We start from the raw sequence: 12,380 nt of genomic DNA on the forward strand, positions 1-12,380 counted from the left end.
GGCCAATTACCCCACAGCCTGACTGGCAAGCACCTGTGGGTCTTGAGCTACTCGCGAGTAGGGTGCGGGGCATGACCCACGAGGTGTTCAACCAGCCGCCCCCGCTGACCGGGCACGACGTCGCCGAGGACGCGGCGCTGCTGGCGGCCGCCGACCGGGAGGGTGCCGGCTGGGCGGCGGGTGACCTGCATCGTCTCGGCAAGCTGGCCGGGACCGAGCAGGCACAGCGGTGGGCCGAGGAGGCCAACCGGTTCGAGCCGCGCCTGCTTACCCACGACCGGTACGGTCACCGCCTCGACGAGGTCGACTTCCACCCCTCCTGGCACCACCTCATGGACGTCGCCGTCACCGAGGGCCTGGCCGGCGCCGCCTGGGCCGACGAACGCTCGGGCGCGCACGTCGCCCGCGCCGCCGGGTTCTTCGTCTGGTCGCAGGTCGAGGCCGGCCACGCCTGCCCGATCTCGATGACCTACGCCGTGGTGCCCGCCCTGCGGCAGAACCCCGGCCTGGCCGCCGTCTACGAACCGCTGCTCACCAGCCGCGTCTACGACCCGGGCCTGCGCACACCCACCGGCAAGCGCGGCCTGCTCGCCGGGATGGGCATGACCGAGAAGCAGGGCGGCTCCGACGTGCGGGCCAACACCACCACCGCCACGCCGGGTCCGGACGGCACCTGGACGCTGCGCGGGCACAAGTGGTTCACCAGCGCGCCGATGTGCGATCTGTTCCTGGTGCTCGCCCAGGCGCCCGGTGGCCTCTCCTGCTTCCTGGTGCCCCGCGTGCTGCCGGACGGCACCCGCAACGTCTTCCGCATCCAGCGCCTCAAGGACAAGCTGGGCAACCGCAGCAACGCCAGCAGCGAGCCGGAGTTCGACGGCACCACGGCGTGGCTGGTCGGCGCGGAGGGCCAGGGCGTTCGCACGATCATCGAGATGGTCGCGACGACCCGGCTGGACTGCGTGATCGGCTCCGCGTCCGGGATGCGCGCGGCGCTGGTCCAGGCCGTCCACCACGCCCGGCACCGCAGCGCGTTCGGCGGCCCGCTGATCGCCAAGCCGGCGATGCGCAACGTCCTCGCCGACCTGGCGATCGAGTCCGAGGCGGCGACGGCCCTCGCGATGCGGCTGGCCGGGGCGGTGGACCGCGGCGAGGATCTCTTCCGGCGCCTGGCCATCCCGGCCGCGAAGTTCTGGGTGTGCAAGCGCCAGCCGGCCGTGGTGGGTGAGGCGCTCGAGTGCCTCGGCGGCAACGGTTACGTGGAGGACTCCGGGCTCCCCCGCCTCTACCGGGACGCGCCTCTCAACTCGATCTGGGAGGGTTCCGGCAACGTGCAGGCCCTCGACGTGCTGCGGGCGCTGAACCGCTCGCCGGACTCCGGGGAGGCCTTCCTGGCGGAGGTGGACGTGGCGTCCGGCGCCGATCGGCGCCTCGACGCGGCGGTGGCTGATCTTCGCGATCAGCTCGCGGATCACACCGATCTCGAGGTACGCGCGAGACGCGTCGTGGAACGGATGGCGCTCGTGCTCCAGGGGTCGCTGCTGGTGCGCCACGCGCCGGCCGCGGTCGCGGACGCGTTCTGTGCCAGCCGGCTGGGCGGCGACTGGGGCCACACGTTCGGCACCCTGCCCGCGGGGGTGGACACCGAGGCGATCCTGTCGCGGGCGGCACCCGCCTAGCAACTCCGGGGTTCTCAGGACCGCCCCGGGTCAGACGATTTCCTGGCGTGCGGAATGGACGGGTCCCCCTGTGGCTGGGATGGCTGGCCGTGGCGGCCGTCGCCGCACTGTGCTTCCCGCTCGTGCCGGACGACTCGTTGCAGGCGAAGCTGTACGTCAACACGATCGGTTCGTCGGCGGCGCTCGCGACCATCGTGGGGATCCTGCGCAACCGGCCCGAGAACCGGCGCGGCTGGCTGCTGTTCGCGGCCGGGGTGGCGACGATGGTGTCCGGCGACATCACGTTCGACGTGATCGAGTACACGACGGGTGAGTACCCGTACCCGTACTACGCCGACGCGCTCTACCTCTCCGCGTACCCCCTGCTCTGGGCCGGCATCTGGCAGCTGGGCCGCGGCAGCGGCAGCCGCGACCGGGGCGGACTGCTCGACTCCGCGGTCATCTCCACCGGCGTGGCCCTGGTCTACTGGGTGTTCGTGATCGGCCCGACCCTGCAGGACAGCGGCGCGTCCTGGCTCGAGCGCCTGGTCACCATCGGATACCCGCTCTCCGACGTGCTGCTGACCTCGGCGGTGGCCCGGATGCTGTTCCGCGCCGAGAACCGCACGCCCAGCCTGCGCCTGCTGGCGGCCGGCTCCTGCCTGATGCTGACCGGCGACCTGTTCTACACGGTCATGTCGGCATCGGCGGAGTACACCGGCGGGTTCGTCGACTCGGGTTTCCTGCTCGCGTACTCCTGCTGGGCGGCGGCCTCCCTGCACCCGTCGATGCGGCGCCACCCGGACGCCAAGGCCGTCGCGCACCGCGTCGGCGGCCGGCGCCTCGCCCTGCTGGCCGTCGCCACCCTCCTCGCTCCCGCCATGCTGTTCTGGCAGGGCTCCTCCGGCGACGGCATCGCCTGGGCCGCCATCGGGTCCGGGGCGGTCGCCCTCTTCCTGCTGGTCGTCGTCCGGATGTGGGGCTTCGTCAAGCAGGTCGAGGTGCAGGCCGGCCGTCTGGAGGGCCTGGCCATGCGCGACGAGCTCACCGGCCTGGCCAACCGCCGCCTCTTCGGCCACCGCCTGGAGGAGGCCGTTGCCGCCGGCAACCCCCACGTGCTCCTCCTCGACCTGGACGGCTTCAAGGCGGTCAACGACCGCTACGGCCACGGCGTCGGGGACGACCTCCTCACCGAGATCGCCCACCGCCTGGGTGCGGAACTGCCCCCGAGGGCCCTGGTGGCCCGCATGGGTGGCGACGAGTTCGCCGTCCTGGTTCCCGCGGAGTACGCGGCTCCCACCTGCGACGAGCTGGCCGTCCGCCTGCGCGCGGCGGTCAACCGGCCGGTCCGGGCGGGTGGTCACGAACTGCTCGTCGGCACCAGCGTCGGCGTGGCCGACGGCTCCGGCAGCCCCATCGAGGTGCTGCGCCGTGCCGACGTGGCCATGTACGCCTCCAAGGCCGCCGGTGGCCGCCCCCGCCGCTACTCCCCCGACCTCGACAACCAGGCCGGCGAGGAGAGCCGCCTCGCCGCCGACCTGCGCATCGCCCTCGACCGCGGCGAGTTCCACCTCGTCTACCAGCCGATCGTGGAACTCCCCCACGGCCGCGTCCTGGCCGTCGAGAGCCTCATCCGCTGGCGGCACCCCGACCACGGCTACATCGGCCCGGACCGCTTCATCCCGGTCGCCGAGCGCAACGGCCTGATCATCGAACTCGGCGAGTGGATCCTGCGCACCGCCTGCACCCAGTACGTCACCTGGCAGCGCGACGGCGTCGCCCCCGGCCGCATCGGCGTGAACGTCTCCGCCCGTCAGCTGGCCGAACCCGGCTTCGTGGACGTGGTGGCCGCCGTCCTGTCCGAAACCGGCATGCACCCCCGCAACCTGATCGTCGAGGTGACCGAGACCGCCGTCTTCGGCGGCGGCGCCGCAGTCCGCACCGTGTCCGGCCTGACCGCCCTGGGCGTGGAGATCGCCCTGGACGACTTCGGCACCGGCCACTCGTCACTGGGCCTGCTGCAGACCCTCCCGGTCAGCATCCTCAAGGTCGACAAGTCCTTCGTCGAGAACGTCACGATGGCCGGCCGCCACGCCGTCATCGCGACCTCGCTCATCCACGTGGCCGGCGGCCTGGGCCTGATCGCGGTGGCCGAGGGCGTGGAGACGGCGGAGCAGGCGGCCGAGCTGTACCGCCTGGGTTACCGGCGCGCACAGGGATACCACTTCGGCCGCCCCGCCGAGGTCCCCGACTTCCTCGCGGCGAAGCCCGCCCTGACCGGCTAGCTAGATCCGGCCCCGGAGGTCTCGTACCGCGTCCAGCAGCTCCTGCTGGGAGATCGGCTCCGCCCGGCCCGACCGCGCCTCCTGCATCGCCTTGCTCAGCTGGACCCGGCGCAGGATCTCCTTGATGTCCGCGCCGGTCATGCCCGTGCTGGCCACCCCCAGCGCCGCGGCGTCGAGATCCTCGGCGAACATCCGGAAGTCCGGGTTCTCATGGGCCGCGATCAGGCCGCGGATCATCTTGCGGAAGATCTCGGCGCGACTGGACTCGTCCGGCTTCGGGACGCTGATCTTGACGTCGAAGCGGCCGGAGCGGATCAGCGACTCGTCGACCCGGTGCGGGAAGTTGGTCGTGGCCACCACGATGACGTTCGGATTGACCTCGATCAGGTCGTTCATCTCCTGCTTGAAGATGCCCGCCACCGCGTTCAGCGCCTGGCTCGCCGCGTCGCCGCCGGCACCCGCATAACTCACGATCGAGTCGAACTCGTCGAAGAGCATCAGGGTCGGGACACGATAGCGGCGCGCGTCCCGGAAGATCTGCTTGATGTTGCGCTCCGAGCCGCCCAGCCACTTGTCGAGGATCTCCGGCGTGCGGATCTCCCGGAAGTCGGCGCCGATCTCGTTGGCGAGCGCGCGCGAGAGCATCGTCTTGCCGGTGCCCGGAGGCCCGTACATCAGAATGCCCTGAGGTCTCCGCGCGCCCCAGCGTGCCATCGCCTCCGGATGCCGGAACGAAACGGCTATCTGGCGCAATTCGGCGACCACGTCGGTGAGCCCGCCGACCATGTCCAGGGTGACGGCCTGGGTGGTGACCGGAACCTTGGGCGGCGCGGCCTCGCGGCTGATCACGATGCGGCGGCCGCGCAGCGTGTCCGGGCCGGTCAGCTCCAGCACCGCCTGCAGCGTCAGGGTGACGAAGGCGCGCAGATGTTCCGAACTGACCTCGTCGCGCGGCACGCGGGCCTTCAGCCGCGCCACCGTGCCCTCCTGCTCATAGGTCACCGAGGCCTGCAGTCCCACGGCGGCGTCGGCGAGGACTCCGGGTTCGCGCCCGGCCGCCGGGCCGCTGGGACGATCAAGACCCAATTTACGGTACGCCGCCGCGGCGGCCGACCCGACTCCGTCGACGATCCGCGTCGCCACCGGGTCGCCCTGTGCGATGCGCTTGGCCAGCAGCACGCCGAGCGGGTCGTTGCCGAGCACGATCTTGCGCATCCGCTCGCTGGACATCGGCTCGGCGCCGGTGCTGATCAGCGCGGTGAACACGTGCACCGGGCCGGACGGGCCGTCGGCGCCCGCGACCGTCAGATCAACGCGCTGCACCGGCGACGGCCAGGCCGACCGGCGCAGCAGCTCGACCGGATTCACCCGGGCCGCCGCCAGCAGGGTGGTCACGTCCACCATTTCGACTGTCGCTCCGGCGTACTCGAAGATCTCGCTGTTCAACCGTGCGAAGCTCGCCTCGGACATGCTCTCCTCCGCCTCGCTCTGGCGTTCGGGACACACCTAGCGTGACACGGCGGCACACGCGGAGTGCGGATCCACTTTCGACATCGATCGGAGTCGGTTAATCTCGGCCCGCTGACCACCCTCGATGCCGCGGGGTACGCGCCGGTCCCCGGCGGCGACCTGTGGCCGTCGCACGGAGGAGGAGTTCCCGTTGCGCAAGATGGCAATCCCTTTGATCGCAACACTCGTCGTCACGCTCGCCCCACAACCGGCGACCGCGGGCGGGCACCACGGTGACGACAGCAGCAAGCGGCTCCGCGAGGCGGTGACCGTGGACGGTGTGTACGACCACCTGAAGGCACTCCAGCGCATCTCCGACCGCAACGGCGGCACCCGCGCGTCCGGCACTCCCGGTTACGCGGCGTCGGTGGCCTATGTGGCGGGCAAGCTGCGCAAGGCCGGTTACCAGGTGACCGAGCAGAAGTTCCTGTTCCCCTTCTACCAGGAGCTCGCGCCCGCCCAGCTCACCCCGGTCTCACCGGCCGGTCCGGCGTACACGACGCACACCTTCGACTACTCCGGCAGCGGTGACGTGACCGGCCAAGTCGTGCCCGCGCTCGACAACGTCCTGCCGCCGACGCCCGCACCCAGCTCGAACGCCGGCTGCGAGCCCGAGGACTTCACCCTCGCGTCACCCACCGCGCCGCAGATCGCGCTGATCCAGCGCGGCGGCTGCGACTTCGTGGTGAAGGCGACCAACGCGCAGACCGCCGGATACGACGCCGTGATCATCTTCAACGAGGGCCAGCCGGGCCGCGACGAGCTGATCGAGGGCACCCTCGGCGAGCCGGTCACCCTGCCGGTCGTGGGCCTGAGCTTCGCCGACGGCAACGCGCTCGACGCCGCCGCCTCGGCCGGTCCGGTCACCGTCCGGGTGCAGACCAGCACCGAGAACCGCGAGGGCGAGACCACCAGCAACATCATCGCGGACAGCCGCACCGGCGACCCGAACCGGGTCCTCGTCGTCGGCGCCCACCTCGACTCGGTGGTCAAGGGCGCGGGCATCAACGACAACGGCTCCGGCACCGCCACCATCCTGGAGATCGCCGAACAGATCTCCAAACTGAAGATCAAGCCGCGCCAGAAGCTGCGCTTCACGTTCTGGGGCGCCGAGGAGGCCGGCCTGCGCGGCTCGGAACACTACGTCGGCCAGCTCACCGACGCACAGCGCGCCACCATCTTCGCGAACCTGAACTTCGACATGGTCGGCTCACCGAACTACGTCCGCTTCGTGTACGACGGCGACGGCTCGGACACCGGCATCGAGGGCCCGGCCGGCTCCGGCGACATCGAGAAGGTGTTCACCGACTACTTCGCCAGCCGGGGCCAGGCCAGCGACCCGACCGCGTTCGACGGCCGCTCCGACTACGGCCCGTTCATCGCGGTCGGCATCCCCGCGGGTGGCCTGTTCAGCGGCGCCGAGGGCGTGAAGACGGCGGAGCAGGCGGCGGCTTACGGCGGCACGGTCGGCGCGCCGTACGACCCGTGCTACCACCAGGCCTGCGACGACATCAAGAATCTGAGCAAGCGCTCGCTCAGCGAGCTGGGCGACGCGGCGGCACACGGCGTCTACGAGCTCGCGCGAACGAAGAAGTCGTTCCCCGCGCCGGCCCCGGCAGTGGCCGCTCTCAGCTCGGCACGCTGACAATTCGGTGGCCGGGCGTCCGGCCCGGCCACCATCATCTCCGCATGGATAAGGTGACTGCGGAAGTTGTCTCGTTCTACGCCGGTTACGACGAGAACGGGCGGCTGGACGGGCGACCCCAGGCCCGCCTCGAACGGATCCGGACCCTCGAGTTGCTGCGGGAGCTGCTGCCGGCGGCGCCCGCCTCGGTCCTGGATGTCGGGGGCGGGCCGGGTGCCTACGCCCGGCCCCTGCTCGCCGCGGGCTACCAGGTGCGCCTGGTGGACATCGTCGCCTCGCACGTCGCACAGGCCCGGCCGGAGGTCACCGGGCTGGTGGGCGACGCGCGATCACTCCCGGTCCCCTCGTTCTCCTTCGACGCCACGCTGCTCCTGGGGCCGCTCTACCACCTGCTGGAGCGGTCCGACCGGGTCCAGGCGCTGCGCGAGGCGGTGCGGGTGACGCGGCCGGGCGGACGGGTGGTCGTGGCGGCCATCTCCCGGTTCGCGGCGCCGCTGGACTTCGCGGTCAACGGACGCCTCAGCGGCGAGATCCTGGAGGAGACACGGCGGCTGGTCACCGACGGGATGAACAATCCAGCGACCGGATTCACCCACGCCTATTTCCACCGGGTGCCGGAGCTGGTCGCCGAGTGCACGGAAGCGGGCCTGCGCGACGTCGTGGTGCACGGCGTCGAGGGCCCGGCGTGGATCGCGGCGGAGGCGGCGGAGACGGCGGAGGTCTTCGAGGGAGCCCTTGAGCTGGCCCGCCTGCTCAGCACCGAGCCCGAGACGGTGCCGACAAGCGCCCACCTCCTGGCCGTCGCTACCACTCACCGCTGATTCAGGAACCACTTCACGTCGGCAAGTTGCCGCGCCGTCAACCGGTCCTCGAGATCGGCGATGGAGGACGCGCCCAGGAGCCTGTTCAGGGTGGACATCGACCCGGCGTGACCCAGCCTCGACTCGTCGCCCATGACGTGGGTGATCATCGCCCGGTCACCGCGGAGGTGAGCCGCGCGCAGCAGTCCCAGAAAGTGCGTCAAGGAGAAGTCGTGGCCTCGGCCGCGAAACCGATCCTCGCGCCGCAAATCCAGGAAGAGAAACGTTGCCAGCACCAACGCGCGGGACAGGTCGTCATCGCCCGCTGCCTCAAGACGTGCCGCGACAACCTGCTTCATCCTGGCCGTCGAGGCCGGCGCGTACGACGGATCGGCCAGCATCACCAGCAGCCTCACCAGCGAGTCCTCGGGCAGGCAGGAAAGGTCGCCGAAGTCGGAGAACGATTCCGCGAACATCGTGTCGACTATGGTCCGCCGGTGCTCCCCGTAGGTCAGGATCAACAGCTCGGCGGCGACGTCAGCCTGCGACTCCGACGCGTAATTCAGGGTCAGGTGACGTTCCAGACTGTTGACACCATCCCTCCGCAGATGGGCCCTGGCGTGACGGAGGACATCGGCAACCATCGGAAGACTCGCCGGATCGCGCGTGTCCGCCATCGCTCCGGCCAGTGAATCGAGGACAGCCGGCCCCAGCTGAGCCTTCGCCGAGATCAGGCGCCGCACGTGGTAGGAGGGCATGGTCAGCAGTGTGTCGAGATCCTCGGGCGCCAGCGGGCCCACCGCCTCGGCCGCGTCCTCGGATCCACGCTCGGCGTCCAGGATTTCGAGGGCCTCCAGGTCCGCGCCTCGCAGTTGTCGTCTCATCGGGTGACGGAATCGCAGGAGGCTGCTCGCGGGCAGCCGGAGACGGCGGTCCGCGACCTTGCGGACCAGCATGTCGATGAGGTCGTCCGCCGGAACACCTCCTTCGGCCAGACCCACCCTGGCCATCTCCAGGTCGGCGCTCTCCAGGTGGTGCAGCTCGGCCAGGGCGAGCCTGGACGCCCCGCTGGTCAGGTTGTCGCCGAGGAGTTCGGCGGCGATCGCGTGCGTCTCCAGCGGTGATCGGCTGCCGGGCGTGACGAACCGCGGCCGCGAGCTCACCGTCACCGTGGTCTCGTCCTGGTCCCGAATCCACAGGACCGCCGCCGCCTCCCGGAGCCCGTCCGTCGTGAAACCGGCGCGCCACAGGCCGGAGAGGACGTTCCAGACGTGCCCGGGCACGGAGTAGCCGGCGGGCGTGACCGCGGCGCCGACGACGACCAGGTTCAGTGTGTAGACCGCGAGCTGGCCGACGAGTGAGAGCTTCGGGTACGGGGCCGTCTCGATGCCGTCCAGGAACCAGGCCGATGGGCGGCGGGTGGCGATGTCCAGAAGCTGGCGGTCGATGACCCGGTGGACGGCGGCGGCCACCGCGGCCGGGGTGACGCCGTCCACGGAGATCCGCTGCGGGAGGCGGCTGCGGATCATGTCGACGATGACCGGGCGGCCGTGGAGCGCGGCGAAGGCGAAGGTGGCGAACCAGTGGTCGCCCGGACCGGCCAGGTGGTCGTCGAGCATGCGCTGGAGGGAAGCGCTGCGTTCGGCGGCGGAGACGACGCTGAAGCAGTCGATGAGGGCGGAGACGATGAACTCGGCTGCCAGGAACTCGCCGAAGGTGTTGTGGAGGAACTCGAACGACGAGGACAGTCCGGTGTCGCCGGTGCGGCCCTGGGACTGGTGGATGAAGAAGAAGCTGCCCAGCAAAAGGTCTGCCTGGGACAGCAGGGCGCCGGTCGTCGGCAGTCCGTCCACCCGCTCGGCGCCGAAGTAGACGAGGTCGGCGCCGATCTCGTCGCGGCGGGCGTGGACCGCCTCGCGGTTGAACATGCCGATCGCCACGACGCCGAGGCGTCGCATGTCCTCGGCGACCGCGGCGGCCGTCTCCGCGCGGCGGCGCCGGCCCGTCGCGTTCTTGTCGTGTTCGCGGCGGATGAACCGTTCGAGGAGGTTGTAGTAGAGCTGGGTCCGGTCCAGGCCCGAGCCCGCCAGCTCGTTGCCGGTGGAGTCGTAGAGGGCGAGCATCAGCAGGAGCAGGGGCTGCCGTGCCAGTTCGAGGAGGCGCTCCGAGACGGGTACCTCGAACGGCCGCACGCCGGACCGGGCGAAGTACTCGCGGTTGGCGCCGTTCCAAATGGAAGCCCACTTCTGCCGTCGGACGCCGTCGAACTCCAGCAGCCGGACGACCGTCGCGCCGAGCGGGACCGGGGCCTTGTCGATCAGCGTGATCCGGCTCGTGATGATGACGCGGACGGGCCGGTTCTGGACGAACTCGCGCTCCTGGAAGCGGCGTACCCGGTCGAGGTAGCCGGCGTGCACACGGCCGGTCGACTGGAGCAGCTCGTCGAAACCGTCGAGGATGACGAGCGGCGGCTCGTCCCGGAGCCCTTCGGCGAAGTCCGCCCAGTTGACATCGCGTCCGGTGTCGGCGCGGATCTGATCCTCGATCTGCTCCTGCAGGTCGGTGTCCGGGTCGATGTCCCGCAGCTCGATCCGGACGGTGGTGAAGGCGGGCGGGATCAGCCGGGCCGCGAGCACCTGCGTGAGCAGCGACTTGCCTGATCCAGGGTGACCGAGCAGCACGAGCGGATGCTGGGTGCTGTGCACCGAGCCGAGGTAGTGGACCAGGAAGACACCGAGGTCGTGCCGCTCGGGGACCTCGTCCCAGGTCGGCTCCTGTTCCAGGCGCAGTTCGTCGTGGTCGAACACGACCGTTTTGAACGCCTGTGGGATGTAGGCGTCGGCGCGCGACGGAAACACCAGGCCGGTGGTGTCGTCCTTGACGACGGGCTCGTCGGCCCGGTGCTGGTAGTAGCGGTTCAGGTCGTCGGCGACACGGGTGGCGTCGGTCGTGTGGCCGTCGGTGCGCTTCAGGAACGCCAGTGCGACCGAGAGATCCTTCAGCCCCTGGTCCAGCCCGTGCAGCGCCCTGTGCACACGGCCGAGGTCCGCCGTCGTCCGCTCCGACAGTGCGACCGCGATCTCCTGGGTCTTCTGGTGCTCGTAGTACATCGCGTAGCCGAAGAAATCCCGGTAGTCGAGCATGAGCTGCAGATATTGCGCGTGGTAGTGCTCCACGGCGCTCTGCGCGAGCGCTGCCTCGTCCAGATCCGGGATCGGTTGACCGAACCCACGGTTGATGTCGCTGAGCGTGTGCGCCATCTGCTGGTACAGCCGGAGTCGATCCTCGGCCTCGGCCTCGAAGGAGGAGGCTGGATGCGGCAGCGAGACGGGCGGCAGCGCGGCATGGTCAGGTTCGCCGACTTCCCCCTCGGGCGGTCCGATGTGAAATTCGAGGTGCCGGCTGTCGATCTTGCGGTGGAAGCAGAGGTTCTGCGCCTGCGCCAGCGTGCTCGGGGCCGCGAGAAGCGGTTGGAAGCGTTGGAGAGCCTCGAAGAAGGCGGAATAGGTGATCAGCCAGTGCGCTGCGGCGAGCGCTCGGCTCCGGTCCAGGAAGTCACCCTTGGTGCCGGCCAGCTTGCGGGCAATGTCGATCGCGTGCCGTACCAGATCGTTCTTCATGTCGAAGAGGGCGAGCAACGGGATCGCACCCGCCGGCCCCAGCGCCACCGGCGACAGGATCAGGGCCGCGGAGAACAGGCGGTCGACGACCTCGACCGCTCCCCCGCCAGGTGAGACACTCTCGACGATCTGGCGGACCGCCTTGAAGCCGATCTCGTTCTCCGCCTTGCGTCGGGCTTTGCTGCGCATTGATCGGCACCCCGACTGCCATCAGAGCACAACGGCAGGCCACGGCACCATGGACGTAACACGTCGGTGTCCAAAAAGGCTGGTGACGAATGCGGGCGGCCGATGGCACTATGGCGAAATGCTGGTCGTGTTCGCACACAGCAACACCGGGTCGACGGTTGCCACGGTGCACCGGAGCGACGGGGTCGTTCTGCAGTTGCCCGGCTTTGACCGGAAATATCGGGTTCCTCATGACCTGGCGCACTTCGCTACCGAGCGGAGTCTGGGGATGGCCGGTGGGGTGTTCGGGTCGATCGCGGGCGGCGGGGTCTTCTCGAACATGCGGGTGCTGAGTGGCAAGCAGCGGCATGACGCGGCGGCGCGCAGCAAGAGGCTTCTCGATGCGAACAAGCGCACGCTCACGATGGCCGAGGTGCTGGCCGGTGTGGTGCACCGCGTGGTCGAGGACGACGAGGCGGCCAAGGCGCCGGTGCTGTGCCGCAACGCGTGGGGTGTCATCGACCCGGGTGAGTTCCCGTGGGCGGACGAGCAGATCGCGCAGGCGATCCGGGATCTGGTGGAGATGTCGGTGGACTGGGAGGCGACCGGGACGGTTCGGGTGACCTGGCCGGAGAGTCTGGTCGCCCCGATGCCCGCGCCGCAGGGCGTGAAGCGCGGGCGCCGGGGCCGCAGTTGAC

7 protein-coding genes are annotated in these 12,380 nt (G+C 70.3%); 5 read left to right on the top strand and 2 right to left on the bottom strand.

Annotated elements, in window-relative coordinates; all coding sequences use genetic code 11:
* The first annotated feature begins 71 nt into the window (after positions 1-71).
* Both AB0M02_RS29815 and AB0M02_RS29820 read left to right on the top strand, forming a co-directional pair.
* Complete coding sequence (locus AB0M02_RS29815; RefSeq protein ID WP_364232682.1) at positions 72-1,676, top strand: acyl-CoA dehydrogenase family protein; 1,605 nt, start codon at positions 72-74, stop codon at positions 1,674-1,676.
* A gap of 47 nt (positions 1,677-1,723) precedes the next feature.
* Complete coding sequence (locus AB0M02_RS29820; RefSeq protein WP_364232684.1) at positions 1,724-3,940, top strand: bifunctional diguanylate cyclase/phosphodiesterase; 2,217 nt, start codon at positions 1,724-1,726, stop codon at positions 3,938-3,940.
* Here AB0M02_RS29820 and AB0M02_RS29825 read toward each other — a convergent pair whose 3' ends face one another.
* Positions 3,941-5,410 carry an ATP-binding protein gene (locus tag AB0M02_RS29825; RefSeq protein ID WP_364232686.1) on the bottom strand — a complete coding sequence of 490 codons (1,470 nt, stop codon included), beginning with the start codon at positions 5,408-5,410 and terminating at the stop codon, positions 3,941-3,943.
* A 199-nt stretch (positions 5,411-5,609) separates the two neighbouring features.
* On the opposite strand from AB0M02_RS29825, the gene AB0M02_RS29830 reads away from it, so the two are divergent.
* Entirely contained in the window at positions 5,610-7,094 is a 1,485-nt protein-coding gene (locus tag AB0M02_RS29830) for a M20/M25/M40 family metallo-hydrolase (RefSeq protein ID WP_364232689.1), read from the top strand.
* Between the two features lie 44 nt (positions 7,095-7,138).
* Positions 7,139-7,915 (top strand): methyltransferase domain-containing protein, encoded by a 777-nt coding sequence (locus AB0M02_RS29835; protein ID WP_364232692.1) that lies wholly within the window; start codon positions 7,139-7,141, stop codon positions 7,913-7,915.
* Here the strand turns inward: AB0M02_RS29835 and AB0M02_RS29840 are convergent.
* A complete protein-coding gene (locus tag AB0M02_RS29840; protein ID WP_364232695.1) occupies positions 7,906-11,703 on the bottom strand; it encodes a hypothetical protein in 3,798 nt (1,265 codons plus the stop codon). The genes AB0M02_RS29835 and AB0M02_RS29840 overlap by 10 nt on opposite strands.
* A gap of 118 nt (positions 11,704-11,821) precedes the next feature.
* On the opposite strand from AB0M02_RS29840, the gene AB0M02_RS29845 reads away from it, so the two are divergent.
* Positions 11,822-12,379, top strand: coding sequence for a hypothetical protein (locus AB0M02_RS29845; RefSeq protein WP_364232696.1), 558 nt, complete (start codon positions 11,822-11,824; stop codon positions 12,377-12,379).
* Position 12,380: the final 1 nt, after the last annotated feature.

The sequence above is a fragment of the Actinoplanes sp. NPDC051861 genome, assembly GCF_040681145.1.
GTDB lineage: Bacteria > Actinomycetota > Actinomycetes > Mycobacteriales > Micromonosporaceae > Actinoplanes.